The organism is Edaphobacter modestus, assembly GCF_004217555.1.
GTDB classification, from domain to species: Bacteria; Acidobacteriota; Terriglobia; order Terriglobales; family Acidobacteriaceae; genus Edaphobacter; species Edaphobacter modestus.
On the sequence record NZ_SHKW01000001.1, the window covers coordinates 4,800,753 to 4,824,713 of the forward strand.

19 protein-coding genes are annotated in these 23,961 nt (G+C 58.1%); 9 read left to right on the forward strand and 10 right to left on the reverse strand.

The features are described from left to right. The first annotated feature begins 15 nt into the window (after positions 1 to 15). From dapF to BDD14_RS20295, 6 genes are all read left to right on the forward strand, one after another. Positions 16 to 819, forward strand: a complete 804-nt coding sequence (gene dapF, locus BDD14_RS20275) for a diaminopimelate epimerase (RefSeq protein WP_130420666.1) — start codon at positions 16 to 18, stop codon at positions 817 to 819. Next, entirely contained in the window at positions 816 to 1,766 is a 951-nt protein-coding gene (locus BDD14_RS20280) for a S66 peptidase family protein (protein ID WP_242618085.1), read from the forward strand. Before dapF ends, BDD14_RS20280 begins: the two co-directional genes overlap by 4 nt. 16 nt (positions 1,767 to 1,782) lie before the next feature. After that, on the forward strand, positions 1,783 to 3,231 hold the full coding sequence (gene mpl / locus BDD14_RS20285) for a UDP-N-acetylmuramate:L-alanyl-gamma-D-glutamyl-meso-diaminopimelate ligase (RefSeq protein ID WP_130420668.1): 1,449 nt from the start codon (positions 1,783 to 1,785) through the stop codon (positions 3,229 to 3,231). A gap of 338 nt (positions 3,232 to 3,569) precedes the next feature. Next, a complete protein-coding gene (locus BDD14_RS20290; RefSeq protein WP_242618086.1) occupies positions 3,570 to 4,274 on the forward strand; it encodes a lysophospholipid acyltransferase family protein in 705 nt (234 codons plus the stop codon). A gap of 16 nt (positions 4,275 to 4,290) precedes the next feature. After that, the gene (locus tag BDD14_RS31970; protein WP_165420175.1) at positions 4,291 to 4,467 is read left to right on the forward strand and encodes a hypothetical protein; all 177 of its coding nucleotides are present in this window, start codon (positions 4,291 to 4,293) and stop codon (positions 4,465 to 4,467) included. A gap of 97 nt (positions 4,468 to 4,564) precedes the next feature. After that, positions 4,565 to 5,272 (forward strand): hypothetical protein, encoded by a 708-nt coding sequence (locus BDD14_RS20295; RefSeq protein ID WP_130420672.1) that lies wholly within the window; start codon positions 4,565 to 4,567, stop codon positions 5,270 to 5,272. Positions 5,273 to 5,438: 166 nt separating this feature from the next. On the opposite strand, the gene BDD14_RS20300 is transcribed toward BDD14_RS20295, so the two are convergent. The 4 genes from BDD14_RS20300 to BDD14_RS20315 form a co-directional block, all read right to left on the reverse strand. Further along, on the reverse strand, positions 5,439 to 6,653 hold the full coding sequence (locus BDD14_RS20300; protein ID WP_130420674.1) for a hypothetical protein: 1,215 nt from the start codon (positions 6,651 to 6,653) through the stop codon (positions 5,439 to 5,441). Between the two features lie 52 nt (positions 6,654 to 6,705). Continuing rightward, complete coding sequence (locus tag BDD14_RS20305; RefSeq protein ID WP_130420676.1) at positions 6,706 to 7,488, reverse strand: hypothetical protein; 783 nt, start codon at positions 7,486 to 7,488, stop codon at positions 6,706 to 6,708. Between the two features lie 94 nt (positions 7,489 to 7,582). Further along, on the reverse strand, positions 7,583 to 8,278 hold the full coding sequence (locus BDD14_RS20310) for an SPOR domain-containing protein (RefSeq protein ID WP_130420678.1): 696 nt from the start codon (positions 8,276 to 8,278) through the stop codon (positions 7,583 to 7,585). A 41-nt stretch (positions 8,279 to 8,319) separates the two neighbouring features. After that, a complete protein-coding gene (locus BDD14_RS20315) occupies positions 8,320 to 9,174 on the reverse strand; it encodes a slipin family protein (protein WP_130420680.1) in 855 nt (284 codons plus the stop codon). A 206-nt stretch (positions 9,175 to 9,380) separates the two neighbouring features. On the opposite strand from BDD14_RS20315, the gene BDD14_RS20320 reads away from it, so the two are divergent. Beyond that, entirely contained in the window at positions 9,381 to 12,125 is a 2,745-nt protein-coding gene (locus BDD14_RS20320) for an MGH1-like glycoside hydrolase domain-containing protein (RefSeq protein WP_130420682.1), read from the forward strand. Between the two features lie 191 nt (positions 12,126 to 12,316). Beyond that, a complete protein-coding gene (locus BDD14_RS20325) occupies positions 12,317 to 13,984 on the forward strand; it encodes a uroporphyrinogen-III synthase (protein ID WP_130420684.1) in 1,668 nt (555 codons plus the stop codon). 7 nt (positions 13,985 to 13,991) lie between these two features. Here BDD14_RS20325 and BDD14_RS20330 read toward each other — a convergent pair whose 3' ends face one another. The 6 genes from BDD14_RS20330 to BDD14_RS20355 all read right to left on the reverse strand — a co-directional run bounded on the left by BDD14_RS20330 (position 13,992) and on the right by BDD14_RS20355 (position 22,633). Next, positions 13,992 to 14,513: a hypothetical protein gene (locus BDD14_RS20330; protein ID WP_130420686.1), complete on the reverse strand. Its 522-nt coding sequence runs from the start codon at positions 14,511 to 14,513 to the stop codon at positions 13,992 to 13,994. Positions 14,514 to 14,527: 14 nt separating this feature from the next. Then, on the reverse strand, positions 14,528 to 15,154 hold the full coding sequence (locus BDD14_RS20335) for a response regulator (protein WP_130420688.1): 627 nt from the start codon (positions 15,152 to 15,154) through the stop codon (positions 14,528 to 14,530). Continuing rightward, a complete protein-coding gene (locus tag BDD14_RS20340; RefSeq protein ID WP_165420176.1) occupies positions 15,147 to 18,074 on the reverse strand; it encodes a sensor histidine kinase in 2,928 nt (975 codons plus the stop codon). The genes BDD14_RS20335 and BDD14_RS20340 overlap by 8 nt, the downstream gene beginning before the upstream one ends. Positions 18,075 to 18,132: 58 nt before the next feature. Next, entirely contained in the window at positions 18,133 to 18,495 is a 363-nt protein-coding gene (locus BDD14_RS20345; protein WP_130420692.1) for a c-type cytochrome, read from the reverse strand. Next, entirely contained in the window at positions 18,492 to 20,717 is a 2,226-nt protein-coding gene (locus BDD14_RS20350; RefSeq protein ID WP_130420694.1) for a tetratricopeptide repeat protein, read from the reverse strand. Before BDD14_RS20350 ends, BDD14_RS20345 begins: the two co-directional genes overlap by 4 nt. A 77-nt stretch (positions 20,718 to 20,794) precedes the next feature. Continuing rightward, positions 20,795 to 22,633, reverse strand: coding sequence for a CRTAC1 family protein (locus BDD14_RS20355; protein WP_130420696.1), 1,839 nt, complete (start codon positions 22,631 to 22,633; stop codon positions 20,795 to 20,797). Positions 22,634 to 22,857: 224 nt separating this feature from the next. On the opposite strand from BDD14_RS20355, the gene BDD14_RS20360 reads away from it, so the two are divergent. Continuing rightward, the gene (locus BDD14_RS20360; protein ID WP_130420698.1) at positions 22,858 to 23,844 is read left to right on the forward strand and encodes a proline iminopeptidase-family hydrolase; all 987 of its coding nucleotides are present in this window, start codon (positions 22,858 to 22,860) and stop codon (positions 23,842 to 23,844) included. Positions 23,845 to 23,961: the final 117 nt, after the last annotated feature.

A 23,961-nucleotide genomic window follows, 5' to 3' on the forward strand; every position in this document is an offset into this window, starting at 1 on the left:
GAAGAATAAGAGCAAATGATCCCCTTTGTAAAAGCGCATGCGTGCGGTAACGATTTTCTGATTCTTGAAGAGACGGTCGCGATGCGGCAACATGCTGCGCTGGCGCGAAAGCTATGCAGCCGCAACACCAGCATCGGCGCTGACGGTATCGAGTTTCTGGAGCGCAGGTCGAACGGAGAGTTCTTTCTGCGGCTGTTCAATGCCGATGGAAGCGAGGCCGAGTTATCCGGTAACGGAACCCGTTGTGTGGCCGCGTGGCTAGCCAGTTCCGAGGGGCTCGATGAAGTGGTGCTCGGAACGCACGGTGGGCCGAGAAGCTGCCACGTCGTCGAGGACGCCGATCCGCTGTATCTGATCGAAAGCGAGATGGGAGTTCCGCGCGTGATGGAGCGTACGATCGAGCTTCCCGGCATCGGCAACGTTGCTGGAGCGATGGTCAATGTGGGAAATCCTCATTTCGTGATCTTTGTCGATTCCGAGGACTTCGGTTCTCATGGACTCTCCTGGCAGGCTCTGGGAGGGCAGATCAGCGTGAGTCCATTGTTTCCGCACGGAACCAATGTGGAGTTTGTAAAGGTTCTGTCGAAGGGTGAGATTGCATTTCGCATCTTTGAGCGCGGCTGTGGGCCGACGACCTCGTCCGGAACGGGCACCTGCGCCTCCTCCGCGGCTGCGATGGCGCTGCGTGGAGTGGATCGTGAATTGAAAGCCGTTGCCGAAGGTGGTGCCCAGCGCACCGTCTGGCTGGCCAACGACCAGATTATGCGGTTGACCGGTCCTGCCGAGATTATCTGCCGCGGTGAGGTTGCAGGCCTGTGAGTGTGTTTGAGCAGACGTTTATCAAGCCGCGCGCTCTGCGCTCTGGAGCGACTCTCGCAGTAATCTCACCGGCGAGTACCCCGAAACGGGAGTTGGTCGAGCGCGGCATTGCAGAGCTGGAAGCAGCAGGCTATCGGACCAGGCTTGGCAAATACGCCTTCGGTGGAGGTCCGTTGTACTACGCGGGAACTTGGGCCGAGCGGCTGGAGGATATCCATGCGGCGTTTGCCGATGACAGCGTGGACGGAATCATCTGTACGCGGGGCGGATGGGGATCGGCCGAGCTTCTCCCGCATCTGAATGCGGATCTGATTCGCTCCAATCCCAAGGCTTTCATCGGATACAGCGACCACAGTTCCTTGCATTGCTGGTTGCAGAATGAGGCAAACCTGACAAGCTTCTATGGTCCCATGGTCGCTGCGGATTTTGCGCGCGAAGGAGGGGTCGATCCAGCTAGTTGGCGCAATACGTTCGAGGGCGCGAGCGGATGGTCGCTGGATTCTGAAGACGGTTTACGTGTGCTTCAGCCCGGAGTGGCGGACGGCCGTCTCCTTGGCGGCTGTATCTCGATTCTGGCAGCTGGGCTAGGAACCCCGTTTGCTCCCAGGCTGACGGGAAGCGTGCTTTTTCTTGAAGATATCGGAACGAAGCCCTACCAGTGGGACAGAATGCTGCTGCATCTTCGCTATTCAGGCAGGCTCGAGGATGTTCGTGGAATTGTCTTCGGCGATATGACACAGTGCGCTGACCTGGAGGAGCAGGATCTGCTGGAACGCGCAATCCTGCACGGTTTACGGGGATTTCAGGGACCGGTCGCGATCGGGTTGCGTTGCGGCCATGTGGATGGAGCGAACCGGACACTTCCGCTGGGAGTTCAGGTGCAGCTCGATCTGACGGATGGGAAGAATCCGAGATTGACCTTTCTCGAGGCTGCGGTTTCGGGTTAGTCTTCTCTTTGGCGCAATGCAGAAACATATCTACCTCATAGGAATCTGCGGCACAGCGATGGCTTCGCTTGCCGGAATGCTGAAGCAGCAGGGTCACGAGGTGACCGGCTCGGATGCGGCGGCTTACCCGCCGATGAGCGATCTGCTGCGAGAGCTTGGCATAACCGTGCACGAGCCTTATGCTGAGCGGAACCTCGACCGCCGGCCGGATCTTGTGATAGTGGGTAATGCGATCTCGCGCGGGAATGTAGAGCTGGAGCGCGTCATGGACGAGGGGATTCCATTCTGCTCGATGGCGTCGATCCTGCATGACGAGTTTCTAAAAGGCCGCGAGTCCCTCGTTGTAGCGGGAACACACGGGAAGACAACGACGACGAGCATGCTGGCGTGGATCTACGAGACCGCCTCGGGACGCGATCCGAAGTTTGCGCCTTCGTTCCTGATCGGCGGGGTGCCGGAGAACTTCGGCACAAGCTTCATGGTCCGCCCGACCAGGCCCTTCATCCTCGAGGGTGACGAGTACGACACGGCTTTCTTCGACAAGGGGCCGAAGTTTCTTCATTACTTCCCGGACGCTGCGATTCTGACCCATGTGGAGTTCGATCACGCGGATATCTATTCCGATCTCGATGCGGTGAAGACGGCCTTCAAGCGGTTTGTAAACCTTGTTCCTCGCCGCGGCCGCGTGGTGGCCTACGATGCCAGCGAGAACGTCAGCGAGTGCGTGGCGAAGGCGTTCTGTACGGTGGAGCGCTATGGTTTCGAGGAAGGCTCTTACTGGCGGCTCTCCGATCTCGGTCATGATGGACCGGTGACGCGGTGGACGCTGTGGCGCGCCGGCGAGAAGTTCGCGGAGTTGTCTTTGCCGATGGCCGGCGAGCACAATGCTCTGAATGCTACCGCGGCCGCCGCGCTGGCCTCCGGACAGGGAGTTCCGGTCGATGCGATCGTCGAGGCGCTGCGAACGTTTCACAGCGTGAAGCGCAGGCTTGAGGTCAAGGCGGTTGCGGAAGGCGTAACGATCATCGATGACTTCGCACATCACCCGACGGCGATCCGCGAGACGCTGCGGGCGCTGCGGGAGAGTCGTCCGGGCCAGAGGCTGATCGCCGTGCTGGAGCCGCGATCGAACACGTTGCGCCGGAACGTCTTTGAGAGTGCGTTGATCGACAGCCTCGCTCTGGCTGACCGGGTGGCGTTGGCCGGGGTCTTCAAGTCCGAGAACATTCCCGTGGCCGAGAGGCTCGACCCAGAACGTGTGGTTCAAGGGCTGCTGGAGCGCGGTATCCCAGCCGCGGTGCACCAGGATGCGGACGCGATCGTTGTTGCGCTGACTCCGGAGCTGCGGAGCGGGGACGTTGTTGTGATTCTTTCCAACGGCGGCTTCGGGGGGATCTATCAGAAGCTTCCTCGGGCGATCACGGAAGCTGCGGTCGCAGGCAGGGTAGCGGTCCGATTCAGTTGAACACCCTCCCCACCCATTTCTTCTAAAATATTGATTATGTTAGGTTTATCCTGGGGCCGTGTTTGTAGAATATTGATTCCAGATGCTTTATCTACTAAAATATTGAATCTAAACGGCTTATGTGTGTGACGCCAGCGACAAGCTCGATCACTCTGGAGCCTTTCGTTCGATCCTGTTTCAATTATAGAAAAGCGGACAGAACTAATCGGCACTGGATAATCTCCTTATTTTGAATGATTTAGGTGAGATTGGGACTTGACAGTGTCAAGAGTGGGAGGAAGAACGAATCGTCAGTCCAAAGTGGGTGGGATATTCTGCGAAGTGGAATGTTTGCGACTTTGAAGTTGTTACTTGTCTATCTGACCCTTGGAGTTCCGGCTGGGATTATCGGGATTCCTTATTCGTTCCTGGTGGGTAACGTCAAACGGCTGTATCGAATTGCCATGTGGATTGCCAACGCCGGGGTTCGTGCAGCGGGAATCCGGATCGAGGTCTCGGGACTTGAAAATGTCCCGGCGGGAAGACCTTGTATCTACATGTGCAATCACGTGTCGAATCTTGATCCTCCGGTCGTGCTCCCCGTGCTTCCGGGACAGTGTTCGGTGCTGCTGAAGAAGGAGTTGATGAGTATCCCAATCCTGGGGCGCGCGATGCGGATGGGGGACTTCGTTCCTGTGGAGCGGGGAGGGAAGCGGGACGCCGCGCAGGCGAGCGTGGTTGCCGCTGGCAAGGCGCTCGGGGATGGTTTGAACATTCTGGTCTTCCCGGAGGGCACCCGGTCGAAGGATGGGCATCTATCGACGTTCAAAAAGGGACCATTCTTCCTGGCGATGGAGACGCTGGCCCCGGTGGTTCCCGTGGCTGTCTCCGGAACCGAGAAGATGATGCGGAAGGGAAGTGCTGCAATTACGCCGGGAGTAGCGCGGGTTCGTTTGCTGCCAGTGATTGAGCCGAAGGATTTTGAGACGCGGGAGGATCTTCTGCGGGCGGTTCGGGAAGAGATTGCGGCGGCGCTTCCGGAGGAGATGAAGCCGCTCGATTGAACCACGAGTCCGCATCGTGAACGCTGCTCGCTCCGAGGACGATGGCGGTCGGCTGCGCTTTGCCGTCGCCGAGGGATTGCAGGAAGAGCCTCAGCAGGGACTGGACGCGAAATGGCGCGATAGCTCGAAGGGGAGGTCTCCGTCCGCTCCAAGCGACTGTCCGGATCGCATGTGGGACTCAGTTCCAAACTAAAACAGTGATACTTTAGCAAGCGTTCCTAATTCTTGTAGATAGTGGTAGTCAACAAAAATTAGAAAAGGTAGCTTTTCCTCGAGAGAGGGTTTAGGAAATGTTGTCTAAGCGAATATTCTTCTGGTTAGTTCCACTGCCAATCATCGGATTTCTTGTTTGTTGGGCTACCTTGTTGTATCCGTCACTTCATGCTCGATACTTACTGTATGAACTCAAGGATCTTCAACTAAATCATTCTACATTTGATGATGCTCAGAAATTTGCAAAGAAGATAGGAGCACAGGAAGCGCCATTTGCTAAGTGCACTCACGCAGAATGTCAATGGTACAAATTTACCGATAACGCTCTACTACCTCAATGGTACAGGGGCAAGGGTGGAACCTTTGCGATTGCCTTTACAGTGAAGGACTCTATCGTCACAGATAAAGCTGTTGAATATAGCATTGGAGTAGGTCCTTATAAAACTTTTCTTGGCCCTCCTAGAGTGTATGTTTCTCAAACAGAAAGCCAGTTCAAATGGCCGAAAGAAAACCAACACGAACTTCAAGAAATGTCCCATGAAAAACCTACCGATTTTGTAGAACCACCAGTTAGCAAAGGGTGGGAGATATGGTATGACAAGAATGGGAAAATCGCTATTGATGCCTTTCGAGTTGCCATCTCGCCTAGATCTAAATCACTGCTAGAGGATTGGAAGAAGTACACTGCATTCAACTACAGTTGTTTCTGGAAGTACAAAGGGTGTAGTTATGGGAAAGACTTGCTACCGATAGCTGATCCCTACCCTCCAAATTCACCTTCCTGACCCTTACGATGTTCCCTCCCGAATGTTTCTGCTCTCCCTTCAAAACTAAGCGGCCCGCGGACAAGTAGCAAAGTGGCTCACCTGACCTGACCCCGTCCATTCGTCCAGATGGGAATACGATTTGGACGAATGGACGGGATATGAGTGAACCACGAGTCCGCAAGGATCAGTGTTTCCAGGCGAGATGGTCGCCGGGAAGCAGGACGATCTGGCTCACGGAGTCGATGGTCTTCGGGAACGTCACCTCTGCGTAACCTCCTCCTGCCAGGGGCCGACTCAACGAGGCTGTCTGGAGTGTCTGGGTCAGTGCGGCGATGTTGCTGCGGCCAGCGCCTGAGGAGGCTACGTCAATCAGGTATCCCATGGTTGTACCGAAGGGGCGAAGCTCTGTCTTGCCGTTGATCCTGACGGAAGAGAGCAGGCTTACGGCGGTCTCGGTTCCGAAGGAGATGCACTCGAAGGTGGGAAATGAGCTGGGCGGACAGCTGGTGCGTCCGTTTTCTTCGATCCTGTGGGTCGTTTCGTCGAGATCGTGAACGCTGCTGGCTCCGAGGAGGATGGCGGTCGGTTGCGCTTTGCCGTCGCCGATGGATTGCAGGAAAATCCTGAGCAGGGGCCTGGACGCGAAACGGCCCGAGAGCTCGAAGGGGAGGTCTCCGTCTGCTCCGAGCGACTGCCCGGCTCGCCGATTTGAGGTGTGGGAGAGAAGAAGCTCGACCCCGGTGGTAGAGGGCGAGATGACGCGATAGTCGGCCTCGAGAGAGCCTTTGTAGCTTGCGCGAGTGGTCGGAGTCGCGTCTTGAATCAAGGGCCGTTCGATCTTGATCTGCATTCCGGGCGCGAGGTCGACGAATCCACGTCCACCGAAGGAGTAGGCGAAGAAGGCGGCTTCGTTTGCCGGCAGGGGAATTCTTTCAGCGATCGCCCGGCGCAGGGTGTAGAAGCTCTGGTTGCGGGGGAAGCAGGATAGGCGCTCAAGCTCCAGAAGGTCGCCAAGGAAACGGTTCCACTCGGCGTGAACGTCGAGATCGCCTGCGCGCTTCTGCCAGCCTAGCGGGCTGAGTCCTTTGACGGCCCATTGGTTTGGCTTGCCTGTGCTGTCGGGGGCGAGGGAGAAGATAGAGCCGCCGATGACGCAGTGTTGGGCAGGGGCATCGTTTGTTGGCGCGCTGTCTGGCAGGGTGAGGGTGCTGGTCTGGAAGTCCTGATCGCTGGCCTGCGTGGACAGGGAGGGCACGAGCAGGGAGTATCCGGAGTTTTTCTCGAGTGTGTAGGTCTCGCCGGAGACGGGCGTTCGATGGACGCAACCGGTGGAGAAAAGAAGGCACGAGAGAAAGGCGGGAATCGTGATGCTCAAAGAAGCATTGCGCAGAGAGGCCAAGGTTAGTTCATCTTTCGAGTGCAGGTGTGGCTTTGTTGCGGAGATGGACAGACTAGTTAGAGCCGCTGCTTTCCGGTTTGCGGTGGTCGACGATTCTGTAACCCTCGGGAATCTCGAAGAACTTTGGATCGGGTTCGGAGGTGGTGAGTCTGTCGACGGTGAAGACCTGTTTGCCGCTTGTTGGACTATCCACCTTGGAGATGAGGTTGATGCCGAGGTGGGAGGAGTACCAGAACTCGCGGGTGCTGACGAGGGGTTGATCGTTGCCCATGACGCCGGGATTGAGGGTGAGGATGTCGCGGTAGCCGGTGACGTCTTCGCCGCTGGTGTTGCTGGTTCCAAGCTCCTCGTGCTGACGATAGCCCTTTCCATCGGGAAGAGGTCCGGAGACGCCCATGGAGGGCTTGTAGACCGTATCGGTGCGCATGTTGAAGTTGAGCAGCTCACAGATCTTCGACCGAACGGCGCAGTTGTACCAGGTGTGCTGGACAGGGTCCATGATCTGGACGATCTCCACCTCGGATTTCTGGGTGCCTCCCTTGGGTACGAGGAACCAGCGCTCCTGGTAGATTCGTCCCTTGCCGTCGCGCATGATGGGGCGCTGGTTGGTGAGGGTCATGGTTCCGCTGCCTGAGAGAGAGCGGGACCATTCGGTGATGAGGGTGAGGCTGAAGGGGGCGCCGACTATGGGCGGGATGGTGATGCTCTCCATCCTCCCGGTGGTTCCACCGTCGCGGAGCACATAGACGTTATTGTTATGCGGCGGAGGATTCTGGGCTGCAAGGAGAGGTGCAAGGAGGACTGAGGCGAGGAGCATCGCGGATGCAGAGCGCATGGGTGTGGGTCTCCGTGGCGGAGACAGTATAGGCGCGATCCGCGATACTTCAATTGAATTTTCTGCTAGCCCCAATGATTTGGGACGAGTTGGTCTATTTGACGATGGCGTTGTAGCCGTCGGCGGTGAGACGAACGCGCATGGCGTCCGCGTCCTTGCGGGTGGGGAAGGGGCCCAGCTGGATGTGGAGGAGCTTGTCCTGGGGCTCGTGACGGACGGCTACGGTGTAGCCACGCCGCTTGAGGGCGTTGACGAGAATTTCGGCGTCTTCCTGATGGGAGACGGCCGCGATCTGGACGAGCGCCGGGGCGCCGGCGGTAGCTGGGCGGAGTACGGGCGCTGTTGCTGCCGCAGCCGGAGCCTTGACCACGACAGCGGGCTTCAGCTGCGGGGCTGGAGTGGGGGGAGCTACCGCAGCACGCTCAAGATGGGGCCGTGGCGCCGGGGCTTCGGGAGTGCTGGCTGAAGAGGTGGCATCAGCCTTTTCGGGTTCGGGAGCTTCAGCGGCGGCGGCGTCCGCGGGGGTGAGATCGGCAGATTCATTGGCCTGGCCTGGGGCGGGCTTCGAGTCGCCGGTGGTCTTGAGAGGGGAGGCTTCGGTGTTATCGGCGGAGGTGGCTGTAGCGGTTGCGGAGCGGTGGCCCATGCTGTAGCCGAAGCCGAAGAAGACGGCGCAGAGGATGGCGAGCAGGAAGAAGATGCCGAGGATCGTGGAGGGACTGAGGGAGATCTCGCGGGCGGTGGAGGCGGTGTCGAGGTCGTCGTCTTCGAGGTAGCGGGAGGAGTTCACGGTCGGATCCTTCAGTTGGGCAGGAGCCGTCGTGAGGGCGCCTACTCGATGGGTTCGGCTGGCGAGGTTCTCGTGGGCGGTGGGACAGGAGCCTGCGGGACGCCGGGCCCGCCCTGATGCCCGAAGGAAGTCTTCGCAGCGTCCGCGGTCTGGACTGTTTTATTCAACAGGTTCATCAGCTCCATGGGAAGCGGAAAAACGATGGTCGTATTCTTCTCGACACCTATCTCGGTAAGGGTTTGAAGATAGCGGAGTTGCAGGGTCATGGGTTGAGTGGCCATGAGTGCAGCGGCGTCGACGAGCTTCTGGGCGGCATTGAATTCGCCCTCGGCGTGGATGATTTTGGCGCGGCGCTCGCGCTCGGCTTCGGCCTGCTTGGCCATGGCGCGGAGCATGGATTCGGGCATGTCGACCTGCTTGACCTCGACGGAGACGACTTTGACTCCGAAGGGGGCGGTGTGGCCGTCGAGGATGGTCTGGATGCGCTGGTTGAGACGGTCGCGGTGGGCGAGGAGCTCGTCGAGGTCGACCTCGCCGAGGACGGAGCGGAGGGTGGTCTGGGAGAACTGGCTGGTCTGGTAGATGTAGTTGGCGACCTCGATGACGGCCTTGGTGGGGTCGATGACGCGGAGGGTGATGACGGCGTTGACCTTGAGGGTGACGTTGTCGCGGGTGATGATGTCCTGCGGGGGGACCTCCATCGCCTCCTGACGGAGGGAGACACGAACGATCTGATCGAGGGGTCGAAAGACGAGGATGACGCCGGGGCCCTTGGAGGGAGAGATGCGGCCAAGGCGGAAGATTACGCCGCGCTCGTACTCCTTGAGGATCTTGATGGAGCTGATGAGGTAAAGGACAACGATGACAATAACGAGTAGCACGGGAGTATCGATCACTGAAACCTCGTATGTAGCGTCGGATGTGATTGTACGCGGTTTACCTGGAGAGGAAGGGTGGGAAGGATTGGGGTGGTTGGGAGACGGAGATTAATTTTTCGAGCAGTATGGGCTGTTGGGTTCGAGGCGGTTGACGGCTGAATGGGACGGCCCTAGTGTCTGTAGGTATTTGTTTTCGGGTCAAAGTGCGTTCGATGAGGTGACGGATGGCTGGCGTGGAACAGGTTCGTCTACAGGAAGCGAAGAGCGGGACTAAGGCGTGGAAGCTGTGGGGGCCCTACCTGAGCGAGCGTCAATGGGGAACGGTGCGTGAGGACTACTCCCCCAATGGGGATGCGTGGAACTACTTCACGCACGACCAGGCACGATCGAGAGCCTACAAGTGGGGAGAGGACGGGATCGCGGGGATCTCGGACGATCACCAGCACCTGTGCTTCGCGCTGGCATTGTGGAACGGAAAAGATCCGATTCTGAAGGAGCGGCTGTTCGGGCTGACGAACTCCGAGGGGAATCATGGGGAGGATGTGAAGGAGTACTACTTCTACCTGGATTCGACGCCGACGCATTCGTACATGAAGTATCTGTACAAGTATCCGCAGGAGGCGTTTCCTTACGACGATCTGGTAGCGACGAATGCGAAGCGGACGAAGTTCGAGCGTGAGTATGAGCTGCTCGACACGGGGATCTTCGAGGAGGACCGCTACTTCGATGTGTTTGTCGAATATGCGAAGGCTGACGCGGACGAGATTCTGATAAGGATTACAGCGGTGAATCGTGGCAAGAAAGCAGCCACGCTGCACCTTTTGCCGACGTTATGGTTTCGCAATACGTGGTGGCAGGGAAAGGATCAGCCGAGGCCACAGATCCAGGCAAGGAGCGGCAGGGTCGTTGGGGCCAGCTATGGCCGGCTGGGAGAGTACTTTCTGCATTGCGAAGGGGCTCCGGAGCTGTTGTTCACGGAGAACGAGTCGAACCAGAAGCGATTATCGGGGGCGGTGAATTCAACCCCGTTTGTGAAGGATGCTTTCCATGAATATCTGATTCATGGCGTAAAGGATGCGGTGAATCCTGAGCAGACCGGAACGAAGGCCGCCGCGTTGTACGAGATGGAGGTTCCGGCCGGCGGTGAGATGGTTGTGAAGTTGCGGCTGTCACGGAGTGCGGAGATGGTGGCTCCTTTCGGTGCCGGGTTCGATGGAGCATTTACGGAGAGAATCGAGGAGGCGGACGAATTTTATAAGGCGGTGTGTCCTCCATCGTGCGAGTCGGGCGATCAGATGATTATTCGACAGGCTCTGGCGGGGATGCTGTGGTCGAAGCAGTTTTACTACTTCGATCTCGACCTCTGGCTTCGCGAGCATGGATACAGCCCGACGGGGCCGGGCCGCAGGCTGACGATGAGAAATGCCCCATGGTTCCACATGCTGAACGCGGACATTATCTCGATGCCGGACAAGTGGGAGTACCCGTGGTACGCGGCGTGGGATCTGGCGTTTCATACGGTGGCATTAGCGATGGTAGATGTGGAATTCGCCAAAGAGCAGTTGGAACTGATGGTGAGCGAGACCTATCTTCATCCCAATGGACAGCTTCCGGCTTATGAGTGGAACTTTGGCGACGTGAACCCTCCGGTGCACGCGTGGGCCGTGATGTATGTGTACCTGACGGAGATGAGCCTGCGTGGGGGAGAGGGCGACGTTGAGTTTTTGAAGAGCAGCTTTAGGAAGCTGCTGCTGAACTTTACCTGGTGGGTGAATCGGAAAGATCGCTCCGGGCACAATATCTTTGAGGGTGGTTTCCTGGGACTGGACAATATCGGCGTCTTCGACAGGAGCGCTACGCTTCCTGATGGGGGTTACCTGGAGCAGGCGGATGGAACGGCATGGATGGCGATGTTTTCGCAGAACATGTTGACTATCGCTCTGGAATTGGCCTCTGTAGACGAGAGCTATGAAGACGTCGCGGTGAAGTTTCTGGAGCACTTCCTGTGGATTTCGGGGGCGATGAATCCGCAGGGGGATAGCGCAAACGAGCTATGGGACCATGAGGACGCATTTTTCTATGACGTGCTCTATATGCCGGATGGGACGGGCTGCAGACTACGGATGAAGTCGATGGTGGGACTGCTGCCCCTGGTGGCGGTCTCGATTCTGCCGTCAGAACTGGTGCGGAAGTATCCCAGGCTGATGGAGCGAGTGAAGAACTTCTTCGAGCGGAGACCGGAGCTGGCGGCGAATCTGCACGAGCCGGGCGTTCCCGGGGAGTATGGCAGGTTGATGTTGTCGGTCCTGAACCGCGACAACCTGAAGCGAGTGTTGGAACGGATGCTGGACGAAGAGCAGTTTCTGGCACCAAACGGGATTCGCTCGATCTCGCGGGAGCATTTGGATCATCCCTATGTCTTTGATGTACAGGGCACACGGCATACGGTGCAGTATGAGCCGGCTGAGTCGACGACGAGACTGTTTGGAGGGAACTCCAACTGGCGTGGACCGATCTGGATGCCGGTGAATGGTCTGCTGATCCGAGCGCTCCTGCTGATGTTCCAGTACTACGGCGACTCCTTCAAGGTGGAGTGTCCGACGGGCTCGGGGGTGGAGAAGAATCTCTTCGAGGTGGCCCACGAGATCGGCGAACGGCTGGCAAACACTTTCCGCGTGAATGAAGAGGGAAAGAGGCCGGTGTATGGGGATACGGAGAAGTTTCAGAGCGATCCGCACTGGAAGAACTACCTGTTGTTTTATGAATACTTTCACGGCGACAACGGCGCCGGGATCGGGGCGAGTCATCAGACCGGGTGGACAGGCCTGATTGCCCGCTTTCTGCATCTTTTCGACAGCGTGACAGCGAGCGATGCTTTGAATGACCAAACAAGCCTGCTGATGCGGTCGAAACCGTTGGCGGCAGCTGAAGGTGTGGTGCCTGGAGAAAAAGCGGCAGCTGCCAGGTAGGCGATGCAGGCCCGGAAGGGACGGGAGAACGTTTCTGCGCCGATTTACGCCGATAGGGACGGGTGCAGCGAGAAAGCGCTGGCCGATTTGTAAGCTCTCTGTAAAATGATGAGCAACAGAACCCGTGCTTAAGCCGAAATTTACCTTGTAGTAATGCAACCCGCCGCTTTCGTGGCTTTTGGGAGTTCGTGATGGCACCTGCAAGCTTTGATGGATTGAGGATTCTCTCACTCGAGTCGCGACGGTCGAGTGAGATGACGAAGCTGATTCGGACGTACGGGGGGGAGCCGTTTGTGGTCCCGGCGATGCGCGAGGTGTCCCTGGAGTCGAACCGGCTGGCGCTGGATTTTGCCGACAGGCTGATTGCCGGGGATTTTGACCTTGTGATCTTCCTTACCGGCGTGGGTATGCGATTCCTGGTGAATATTGTGGAGGAGGCGGGCAAGCGCGAGACGTTTCTGAAGGCGCTGAAGAAGACCCGCGTCGCCGCACGTGGACCGAAGCCAGTTGCAGCTCTAAAGGAGTTTGGGATTCCGATTGCGGTCGTCGCTCCCGAGCCCAATACATGGCACGAGATGGTCGCCGCGCTCGAGGAAGAGTTTGGAGAAGCGCTGACGGGATTCCGGGTTGCCGTGCAGGAATACGGCACTTCGAACCCCGAGCTGCTGGAGACGCTGGCTGAAAAGAGCGCATCTGTGACCAAGGTTCCGGTGTATCAGTGGGCGCTGCCTGAGGATCTACGCCCCCTGCGCGAAGCTGTTCTGAGTGTGGCGAGCGGTGGCGTGGATGTTGTGTTGTTCACCACGTCTGTGCAGGTGATTCACCTGTTCCAGGTGGCTGCGCAGATGGAATCGGCCGATGAGCTGCGAACGGGACTTCGATCCGTGGTCATCGCTTCCATCGGGCCGACGACGACCGAGGCTCTTCATCAGTATGGGATTACACCGGATTTTGAGCCTTCGCATCCAAAGATGGGGTTCCTGGTGAACGAGGCGGCGCAATTGGCCGGCAAGCTGGTGGAGGAGAAGAAGAACAATGGGGCTCGCAGCCTGGCGACGCGGGAGGCGGGACTTCTGGTCGCTATTCCGCAGGCAGCAAATGGCGTGACCCAGCCGGCAGAGTCTCGTCTGGATAATCATGCGATCGCCCCGATCGATTTTCTTCATGAGATTACGAGCCGCATCGCTTCTGCCGACTCGTTCCACAAGGTGTTGGGGCGGATCGTTGATTTTGTCACGACGGTGATTCCCTGCGACTCGTGTTTTATCTATGTGCTGGAGGGGGAGAAGCTGACGCTGCGGGCTTCGAAGAATCCGCACGCGGATGTGGTCGATCATCTGGGCATCAAGATGGGGCAGGGCATTACGGGATGGGTGGCCGAGCATCGCGAACCGGTGGCGCTGGCGTCGAATGCGTCCGAAGATCCTCGCTTCAAGCCTTTCAAAAATCTTCCGGAAGATCGCTTCGAAGCGATGTTGTCCACGCCGATTCTGTGCGCGAGTAAGGTTGTGGGTGTCATCAATCTTCAGCATCGGCTTTCGTATCAGCACACGACCAATGAGGTCCGCCTGTTGTCGACGATTGGCTACCTGGTGGGAGCTGAGGTGGAGCGAGCGCGGTTGGAGAATGAGAATGCGCAACTGGCCGGGAGGCTGGAGGCTCGCAAGGCGGTAGAACGGGCGAAGGGAATTTTACAGCGCGATATGCGGGTGGGAGAAGAGGAAGCCTATCGGATGATGCAGCGCGAGAGCCGCCAGCGTAGAAAGTCGATGCTCGAGATCGCCGAGGCAATTCTGCTGGGCGAGGAGATTCGCAAGGGACAGACAGCCACTGAACAGAAACCCGCGTCCGGAAATTGACCAGGTTTTATTCCTGAAGGGTGTACGGGATAGCGAAGCGGCCGATCTGCAGGAAGGTGTGATCGGCGGGCGGCCAGAGACGGAAGCTTTCGACGCGGGAACCGATTTCGAGGTGATGAGCGGATGCAGTGCCGCGCTTCACTCCTGTGGCCGCATCGTAGAAGGCTACGGAGAGCGAGTCTTCCTTGCGAGTCCATCCGATGACGTAAGAACCTGGTGATAGAGCCACGTTCTCGAAAGAGATGGGGGCCTGCACGAGGAGATAGTGCGAATACTTGCCCTCGGCTGAGTATCCCGCCGTAATGAGTACAACTCCTGCAATCAGTCTTCCGTGTGTATCGATGATTCCCGAGGCCGTGCGCATCTCGGTTTCGATCCGCTCTCTCTCGACGGGCGCGCGTGCGGGAAGGGCGGCGGTTAGCTCTCCCGTGGTAGCGGCGCGCCATGAGGATTTGGACTGCGCGCAGAGCGGAGATGACAACGTAATCGAGAGTCCGAGCAGAGAGGCGAAGAGTTTGTGTGGGCGCATGATGATTGCCTGAGTTATCTGAGGTGAACGATGCCGCGCTGGATGGCGACGGTGGCGGCATGAGTACGATCGCCGACGCCGAGCTTTCCAAGCAGGCTGTTGATGTGGGTCTTCACGGTGGCTTCGGAGATATTGAGATCGGAGGCGATCTCCTTGTTGGAGCGGCCCGCGACGATGCGTTCCAGAACGTTCAGTTCCCGCGCCGTGAGTGTCTGTCCGCTCATTCTGCCGGCAAGCTTTTCCGCTATGGCGGGGGAGATGCGCGTCTTTCCGGCGTGTACGGCCTTGATGGCCGAGGCGAGTTCGTCGACGGTCATGCCCTTGAGAAGGTAGGCTCGAGCGCCGGCCTCAAGAGCGCGGTAGATATCTTCGTCGCCGTCGAAGGTAGTGAGCACGATGAATCGTGCGGCGGGATCTTCGTTGCGAATGCGCCGAATGGCTTCGACGCCGGAGATGCCGGGGAGCTGCAGATCCATGAGAGTGATATCGGGGTTCAAAGCGCGGTGGAGATTGATGGCTTCAGCGCCATCGGCGGCCTGACCTACCACCTCAATCTCGGGCATGATGTTGAGAAGCGCAACCAGGCCCTGGCGAACGACGTGATGGTCGTCGACGACAAGAATGCGGATTGGTTTAGACATGTGCGGATCCCCCTTTCTGATTATCGAGCGAAAGAGTTAGCTTGATCTGTGTTCCCTCGCCTGGGCAACTGATCACGGCGAGCTGCGCTCCGATATGCTGAGCACGCTCGCGCATTCCCTGCAGGCCAAAGTGCCCATGTGCGGAAAACCTCTCTGCGTCCTGAGGAGAGAAGCCAAGGCCGTTGTCGACGATAACAAGAGTGAGTCTATCTGGTTCGTAGTTGAGGCTTACGGTAACCGAGGTGGCTTGTGCGTGCCGGCTGACGTTGGTGAGAGCCTCCTGAGCGATGCGCAGGATCTCGTTTTCCATGGCTGGATCGAGCGGTCGATAGGTTCCCCCGATCTGGATAGGAAGCTTGAGACTCTTGGATTCAAACGATTCGGCAAGTTGGGAGAGACGCGTGGGCAGTGTATTTTGCGCGGTTGCAGCGCGCAGGTCCCAGATGCTGCGTCGGGCTTCTGCGATGCCCTCGCGAACGTACGCGCGGGTTTGGTCAAGTTGCTTGCGAGCGGCCTCGTTCTGCTGGTGGGCAAGAAGCTGGGTGGTGAGCTCGAGCTGGACAGATACGCCAACGAAGCTCTGGGCGAGTGTGTCGTGAATCTCGCGGGCGACGCGGGTTCGCTCTGCGAGCACGGCGGTGAACTGCGAACGGACGCGACGGAGACGGAGACGGTATATCAGAACGATAAGTCCAGCCAGAAGTGCGATGGCTAAAAGAAGGAACCATGGCGTGCGATAGAACGGGGGGCGAATCGAAAAGGAGAGCTCTGCGCCACGTTCGTTCCAGAGACCGTCGTTGTTTGCCGCCTGAACCAGGAAACGATACTTTCCGGCAGGCAGGTTGGTGTAGAAGGCGGTGCGGCGCGAGCCCGCCTCAGTCCATTGTTTATCGAATCCTTCAAGCCGATAGCGATAACGGACGCGGGAGGGAGCAACGAAGCTGAGGCCGATGTATTCGAAGGCCAGTCGACTGTGGCCCGGGGGAATGCTCGCGCCGCCGGATCGCTCCGCGTCGTCGACCGTGAAACGCTCGATTACAACCGGGGGAGCGACACGGTTGAGAAACAGATGCGAAGGATCGATGATCGCGACTCCTTTTCTGGTCGCAAACCAGAGGGATCCTTCGGCCGCTTTCCATGCGGAGGGATGGCCAATCGCGGAGACTTCTTCTGTGGGCATGCCATCCGGGGTTCCATAGTGGTTGATGTGCAGCGTGCAGCTTGAAGCCGAGGCGCAGGCGATAAGCTCGAAGAGCTTCGCACGAAACACTCCGTGGGCTGAGCCGAGCCAGAGCGAGCCGAAGTTATCTCCAAGGATGGAATCCACCGTATTCGGAAGATCGTCGCGACGAAAGGCGATAAAGCGGCCATTCGCGGTCCGAACGGTGAGGCCGTTTCCGCGCGTTCCTATCCAGAGATTGCCCTGGGTGTCCGGATACAGAGCCGTGATGATGTCTCCGGAGAGACCATCTTTCGTAGTGAAGGTTTTGATCGTGCCATTGTTAAGTAACGACAAGCCGTTGAGCGTAGCGATCCATAGATCGCTGGATCCGGAGGGGCGTACCAGTGCGCCGATAAGATCGCTGCCGAGACCGTCCGCATGGGTGAGGGTGGTGATCCTTTGTCCGTCCAGATGTGCGAGGCCGCGGCGTGTACCGATCCAGAGAGTTCCGTCATTGTCGAGAAGCAGAGAGCGAATGAAGTCATCGGGCAAGCCATCGGCGGAGGTGAAGGATCGGATGCGATCTCCCTGAACATGGTTGAGTCCATCGGGGGTGCCTACCCAGAGGTCTTCGCCGGGACCGGGCGCGAGGGAGAGAACGATGTCACTGAGAAGGCCATCGCGGCTGGAAAGAGAATGTATGGCTCCGGCAAGCCAGCGATCGAGGCCGTCGCCATTGGAACCGATCCACATAGCTCCGTCGCCGGTTTGAGTAAGAGCGGTGACCATTCGGGCGTTCAGACCGGGGAGCGAACGAAAGTTGCGATGACGCAGGACGTGGAGACCACTGGTCTCGGTGCCTATCCACAGATCCCCCTCCGCATCTTCCCGCAACGAAAGAATGCTGTCTGTGCCGAGATCGCTTTGAAGAAGCGGGGACGAGAGGGGCGTGTCGAGATGATAGAGGCCTTTGCTGGTCCCGATCCAGAAACCGCCGCGAGCGCCAGGAAGGAAAGATTCTACCCGGGAATGGTTGAGCGCCTGAGGGCCAATCGTCCGAGGGTTGCCATTCGCTGTAAAAGAGAGGTCGTTTGCGGTGCGTTGCCAGAAAGTGTGGTCAGGCATGTAGCCGAAGGCGCGAATGGCCTGGCTCGAAGGCATGAGCTGCTGATAGGAATGTGTAACCGTGGTTCCGCGATATTGCAGGAGACCGGATTGGGTCGCGATCAGAAGGGTGTCACCGGAGAAAGAGATCGCAGTGGGGATAGAGGGTGTGGGAATTTGAGAGAAGCCGCTGCCGTCGAAACGCGCGAGCCCGCCGCCGGTAAGGGCATAGGTCGATCCGTTTCTGGAGGCCAGGGAGAGAACGTTGGGAGATGGAAGGCCCTGGGTGTAGTGCTGGAACGAGCCGTGGTTGTAGCGCAATACACCGTCGGCGGTTCCGATCCAGACTTCGTCGTTGTCCGCTCCCTGGGCGAAGCAGGAGATGTCGTCGCTTGTAATGGCAGGGACAGTTTCGTGCTGGAAGATTTTGAAATCGATACTGTTGAAGCGTGCGATGCCGGATTCGGTGGCTATCCATAAGTAGCCATCTCTCGATTGAAAGATTGCGTGGACGCTGTTCTGCGGTAGACCGCTTTCGGTAGTCCAGGATTGATGACTGAAATTTGATGGAGATTGTGCAGACAGGTGAACCGAAACGGCTACCAGCAACAAAAGGTGCAGCCGTGGAAGTGCGCAATGGAGAGAAGACCTCATGTGTAGGACTGAATGCATGGTAGTGCGTTTGTCTGCCAGGGTCTTCTGATTTCTGCTGTTATTGCTTCTTCTCCGATTTCTCGTCTTCACGCAATGAGTGTAGATAGGCGACCAGATCGTCGGCTTCCGCGGTTTGGATAACCTGAGCGAAGGAGGGCATCTGCTTACCACCCTTGAGTATCTGAGTGCGAATCTGTTCCGAATTGAGGCGACGCCCGACGTCGGAGAGATCCGGGCCCTTGGTGCCACCTTGATGACGGATGGTGTGGCACTGAGGACAGCCATTGTCAGTAAAGGCCAGGGCGCCGCGGAGACGGGGGTCACTGGTCGCCTTCGTGGAATTGGTGGCGGGTGGGTCCTGTTGGCAGAAGGCGGCGGGGGTGCAGAGGAGAAGGAGCAGAGGCAGAGGATGAGGATTCATTGGGCCGCCATTCCCCCTTGCTTCGGTTGCGAAGATTCAGGCGTGAGATCGGAATGAGTATGCCAGGGGACGGTCTCGTTGGCGACGTCGGTGTGACGGCGCAGAAACTCGAGCGCATAGGTGCTGGCGGTAGGATCGTCCTTCTGGTCGGCGAACATTGCGGATTCGTAGGAGGCTTTCTCGGTCATGCCGAGGCGACGATAGACGATGGAGAGGATGTAGTGCGCTGCGAGATCGTCGGGGTCGATGGTCTGGAGCGTCTCGTACTCTGCGCGGGCCTCATCGTATTTGTGTTGCTGGTAGAGAGAGAAGCCGAGCTCGCGGTGAGCGTCGCGTGAGCGCGGAAACTGGGTGATCACCTCACGAAGATCGGAGATAGCGGAGTCCAGGTTGCCCTGGTTGCGCTCGACGAGGGCGAGGTAATAAAGCGCGCGAGCGTTGTGCGGGCTGAGTTTCAGGGCTTTGTCCAGGTTGGTGCGCGAATCGTCGTAACGCTGCCACTGGAAGCTGGCGATGGCGATGTTGGTGTATGCGTCGGTGTAGTCCGGTCGCAGCTTCGCCACCTGCTCGAAGGCGCGCACGCTCTCGGCATACTGTTGCGCGTCGAGCATGGCGATGCCGTAGTTGTTCCAGCGCATCCACAGGGGGTTATCCGCAGGATCCGGCGGCGTGGCTGGATTTGCGCCCAACTGGAAGGTGCGGGTGCGAGAGGCCATGTCCACGATTGGCTGGGGATAGTGCTGCGTCTGCATGGCGAAGTCCATGAAGTGCTGATCGAAGCGCCGGTAGTTTACGCGTGCCGTGACGGAGATGGGGCTTTTGGCATTCGGGGGGATACGGAACTGATAGCGCACGATCTGGGAGCGCCCGGAGGCGATGGTGTTGTTGTAGGCGACGACGCGATTGTCCCAGACCTGGTGGAGAGCATTGATCTCGCCCTTCGCGTTGATCAGGCGATTGGTGAAGCTGTGGGCGCGGGGATCGAGATCGCCATTGGCTTCAAGACCGCCGGAGTGAGAGAGGATGCGTCCCGAGGAATCTTTGGCCTCGAATTCGACCCAGCTCTCATACATGTCGCGTTGCTCCGGAACGTGACTGTGGGCGATGCCCTTGTTCTGGATGATGACGGAGACGGTGACGGTGTCGCCTGCCGCGATGGAGATGGGTTCGGTGCCTACAGGTGCTGTCATGGCGCCGCCGTTCTTCTCGAGGCCAAAAAGGTCGATGTTGAAGACGTTATTGCGCAGGAAGGCTACGGTCTTTTCCATCTGCACGTCGTAGTTGTAGAACTTCGACATGATGGTGTTCGCGCCTAACCAGCGGTGGCTGGCGAGCTTGCCATCCTTGGCTCCCGAATCGGAGAGTGTGAGCTCTTCGCGCGGCATGTGGCAGGTCTGGCAGTTGGAGACGGCGTCCTTGGTGTAGAAGGGGAGCGGCGACTGTTTGGCGAAGCTGGACTGCTGCCACTCATCGTAGAGGAAGATGGCGCGTTGCCATTTGTAGTCGTTGAGCTGCTTCGGCAGGGCGGCTTTGTGGCAGGCGGAACAGTACTCGCTGGTGCGGTAGAAATCCTTCATCACGGCCTTCGAATGAAGGTCGAGATGAGTGAGAATCTGTTTGTCAGAGACTTCGCCGTAGATGGGAGTGCCCTGTTCATCGACCATTACGGCAGGTTGCGCGAGGACGTAGCTTCCGGTGCCGCGGGTATCGACCTTTTGAATGGCGTGACAGACCGAGCAGGTGACGCCATCTTCGTCGAACTTCCGGTTGACGGGGGAGCCCTTCGTCAACGCGCCGGAGGTCAGTGCGGTCGGATTGTGGCACCCCTCACAGTGGCGTGTGAATTCAACGCCCTTCTCCTCGGTCAGCAGGTTTACATTGCGCGTGTACCAGGGGGTGCGAAAAGAGTTTGCGTGGGCTGACTGGCGCCACTCGGCGTGGGCCTCCTGATGGCAGTGCCCGCAGTATTTGGCGGTGGGGAAGGCTTTGGGGTTGATGAACTCGCCGGTATCGGTCGCGGCCAGCGATGGAAGGAAGGGATGATCCGCACCGAAGCGGTAGTTGTAATTTTCGGTGACGGATTGCGAGTAGATTTTTCGCTGCGAGGGCTGGGCGGGATCGTTATTGGCATACGCCGTGGGGGTGCGCGCACCGATGAGGAAGCACACCGCGCTCGCGCCTGTAAGAGCCCCGATCAGGACTCGCCCGACTCGCCGGGACATAAAACTGAGTTTCATCGCCCGCCGATTCTATTCAACCGGAGAGGGAGTTGGCTATCCATCAAAAGGTTGAGGCGGGGTTAAGGTTGCGCGCCTTTGCCCTCGGTCAGGGTGACGATCTGATCTGGTTTGATCTGGGGGAATTTTTCCACCGTTCCGCTGGGCCAGTGGACCTCGATGGAGTCAATCGCGGTGGCATTTCCCAGTCCAAAGTGGAGGCGAGGATCGTGGGTGGAGGCATAGCTGCCGCCGGAGATGATATCGCCGCGCTGCTTTTTCCCGTCTGCAGCGAGATAAACGGTGGCCCCGACGGCATCGCGCGGACTCTTCGCTCCACCGACCAGTTTCAATTCGATCCAATGATGCTTATCCGGGGAGACGTTATGAAGCAGCAGCGGATGTGAGTCGATCACGTTGATGACTGCGTCGAGTTTTCCATCGTTGAACAGATCGCCCACGGCGAGTCCGTGCCCTGCGACGACACGCGCAAGCCCCGAGCCTTCTACAGCGGGAACAAGTTCAAACTTTTTGCCCTCGAGGTTGCGGAAGAGCAACGGACGTTGTGCGTAGGTTGTTCCCCAGGGCATGCGATCGACGATCGGATAGACATGACCGTTGGCGAGGATCAGGTCCTTCCATCCGTCATTGTCGAAATCGAGGAATGCATCTCCCCAGCCGAGGAAGGGAATCGTCGGTTCAGCGAGGCCGAGCTGATAGCTGATGTCGGTAAAGTTGGCGTTGCCGTCGTTGCGGTAGAGCGGATTGTAGTCGTCGGAGAAGGTGGTGTTGTAGAGATCGACGAGACCGGTATTCCGATAGTCTCCTATCGCGATTCCCATGGATGCGGTTTCGCGGCCGCTTTCGTTGAGGGCGTAGCCGGAGGCGTAGCTTACATCTTCGAAGGTGCCATCGCCTTTATTGAGATAAAGATAGTTTGGGGTGGAATCGTCGGCGACGAGAAGGTCGACCTTGCCATCGTTGTTGATGTCGACGAAGACGGAGGCGAGCCCGTAATAGGCACTCTTGTCGGCAACGCCGGCTTTGTCGCTGACGTCGGTGAAGGTGCCATCTCCATTGTTGTGAAAGAGATGGTCCGATTCGCCCTTGAGTCCGCGTGGGCCGCACATGACGTCTTCGCCGCGAAACTGGCAAAAGCTGTTGGAGGTATCTTTTTTGTCGGGCGCGGGCGCGGTGGCGACCTCGTAGTGAATGTAGCCCGGGACGAAGAGGTCAAGCTTGCCGTCGCCGTCGTAGTCGCCCCAGGTGGCTCCCGTTGACCAGTTGCCGAGAGTTACGCCGGCTTTTTCTGCGACGTCGGTAAAGGTTCCATTGTGGTTGTTGTGGTAGAGACGATTCTTGCCGAAATTGGAGACGTAGATGTCGGGCCAGCCGTCGTTGTCGTAGTCGGCGATGGCTGCACCGAATCCCCAGCGCTGGTTCGTTACCCCGGCTTCGCTGGCGACGTTGGTGAAAGTTCCATCGTGATTGTTGTGGAAGAGTGCGGCCATAGGCGCGGGGGCTTTCCCGTCGAGCGCATCGTAGGTAGAGCCGTTGACCAGATAGATGTCGAGCCAGCCGTCGTTGTCGTAGTCGATGAGGGCGACGCCGGAGCCATTGGCCTCGAGAATGAATCGCTTCTCGTGTGTTCCCATGGTGTGGGTCCACGTAGCGAGGCCAGATTTCGCGGTGATGTCCTCGAAGACGACGGGGCCGTTCTTGACAAAGCCACCGGCCGTGATGGGGCGATGCTGCTGATCGTAGACTGCCGAGTGCGCTCCGCCGGTGTTGACGCCGCCCGAGGCGGGAGGCTGGCCACCCTCCTGAGGACGATCGCGTTGAGAGCTGGATTGAGCGAGGCAGAGCGCCGGCCCAGCGGCGAGCACGTTGCAAAGGGCGGCGGTGAGGAAGAACCGTATCATGCGAATCCTTGTTCTACTGCGAAGAGCAGGGAATGCTCCGGGCCGTCAACATGTTTACCACGTGATATGCCTGAGACGTAAATGGAGGGGGCGTGCCAAGAACGAAATGCACGTAGCGGAGCGAGTTCGGTAACGAAACTGCAGCGCGTTTGTCTCCGTCCAGTCGGGTCTGTAGCGACAATCTGGAGACATTGTTGCTGTTCGCAGGAATTACGATTGAAAGGATGAAAAGAAGAAGTTTTCTCTCCTTGAGTGCTATGGCCGCAACGGCTGCTGCTGCCACGCAGGTGTCCGCTACACCGGCGGCGCAAGAGTTGAAGATGCCTGCTGCCAACATGGTGCATGTTGGCGGGTCCCGGCGTATTGAGATTGGCGGCGGCCACTGGGTCTGGACGAAAAAAGTTGGGAACGGAAGCACGAAGGTGTTGTTGCTGCATGGAGGTCCGGGCGCAGATCATCGCTACTTCGAGTGCTTCGAAGACTTCCTGCCGCAGAACGATATCGAGTTCTATTACTACGACCAGCTTGACTCTACCAATTCCGACAAGCCGAACGATCCGAAGTTGTGGACTGTTGAAAGATACACAGACGAAGTAGAGGCGGTGCGGAAAGGGCTGGGGCTGGACCAGTTCTATGTGCTGGGCCATTCCTGGGGAGGCATTCTGGCGATTGAGTATGCACTGAAGTATCAGCAGCACCTGAAGGGCATTGTGATCTCGAATATGGCTGCGAGCTGTGATTCCTATCTGAGGCACGTGTCGAAGATTCGGGCAGAATTGCCTGAAGCGGTTCGAATGGAGTTGGAACGGTATGAGAAGGCCGGAACTACGGAAGACCCTGCCTATCAGAAGCTTCTCATTGAGAAGCTCTATAAAGTTTTTATCTGCCGATTGGACCCCTGGCCCGATCCGGTTCTGCGAAGTTTCGATGGCCTGAACCAGCATGTCTATAACGCGATGCAGGGGCGAAGTGAGTTCGAAGTGACCGGGGTGCTCAAGGGATGGGACCGCTGGGCAGATCTTCCGAAGATTAAAGTGCGTGCCCTAACCATGGGCGCTCGGTACGACGAGATGGATCCTGAGGATATGCGCAGGATGGCAACGCTGATGCCGAAAGGGACGTCGTGGAACTCCGAGACGGGAAGTCACTTTGCGATGTATGACGACCAGCAGAACTATTTCAGAGCGCTGTTGAAGTTTTTGAAGACATGAATTGGATCGAAGAGAGAGGCGCGGCTTATCCCGGGCCCTCTCGAGAGTTTCTTCAACTGCCCCCAACCGTCCTCCATGCCGTGAGCGGGGTTCTTGGCAAAGTAGGGGATCATCCGG

Coding starts and splice junctions, on each gene's coding strand:
- BDD14_RS20305 (WP_130420676.1), bottom strand. CDS start 7,488: ATGCGCTCTGCATCCGCGATGCTCCTCGCCTCAGTCCTCCTTGCACCT.
- BDD14_RS20350 (WP_130420694.1), bottom strand. CDS start 20,717: ATGTCCCGGCGAGTCGGGCGAGTCCTGATCGGGGCTCTTACAGGCGCG.
- BDD14_RS20335 (WP_130420688.1), bottom strand. CDS start 15,154: ATGTCTAAACCAATCCGCATTCTTGTCGTCGACGACCATCACGTCGTT.
- BDD14_RS20360 (WP_130420698.1), top strand. CDS start 22,858: ATGAAAAGAAGAAGTTTTCTCTCCTTGAGTGCTATGGCCGCAACGGCT.
- BDD14_RS20325 (WP_130420684.1), top strand. CDS start 12,317: ATGGCACCTGCAAGCTTTGATGGATTGAGGATTCTCTCACTCGAGTCG.
- dapF (WP_130420666.1), top strand. CDS start 16: ATGATCCCCTTTGTAAAAGCGCATGCGTGCGGTAACGATTTTCTGATT.
- BDD14_RS20355 (WP_130420696.1), bottom strand. CDS start 22,633: ATGATACGGTTCTTCCTCACCGCCGCCCTTTGCAACGTGCTCGCCGCT.
- BDD14_RS20340 (WP_165420176.1), bottom strand. CDS start 18,074: ATGAGGTCTTCTCTCCATTGCGCACTTCCACGGCTGCACCTTTTGTTG.
- BDD14_RS20345 (WP_130420692.1), bottom strand. CDS start 18,495: ATGAATCCTCATCCTCTGCCTCTGCTCCTTCTCCTCTGCACCCCCGCC.
- BDD14_RS20330 (WP_130420686.1), bottom strand. CDS start 14,513: ATGCGCCCACACAAACTCTTCGCCTCTCTGCTCGGACTCTCGATTACG.
- BDD14_RS20295 (WP_130420672.1), top strand. CDS start 4,565: ATGTTGTCTAAGCGAATATTCTTCTGGTTAGTTCCACTGCCAATCATC.
- mpl (WP_130420668.1), top strand. CDS start 1,783: ATGCAGAAACATATCTACCTCATAGGAATCTGCGGCACAGCGATGGCT.
- BDD14_RS20320 (WP_130420682.1), top strand. CDS start 9,381: ATGGCTGGCGTGGAACAGGTTCGTCTACAGGAAGCGAAGAGCGGGACT.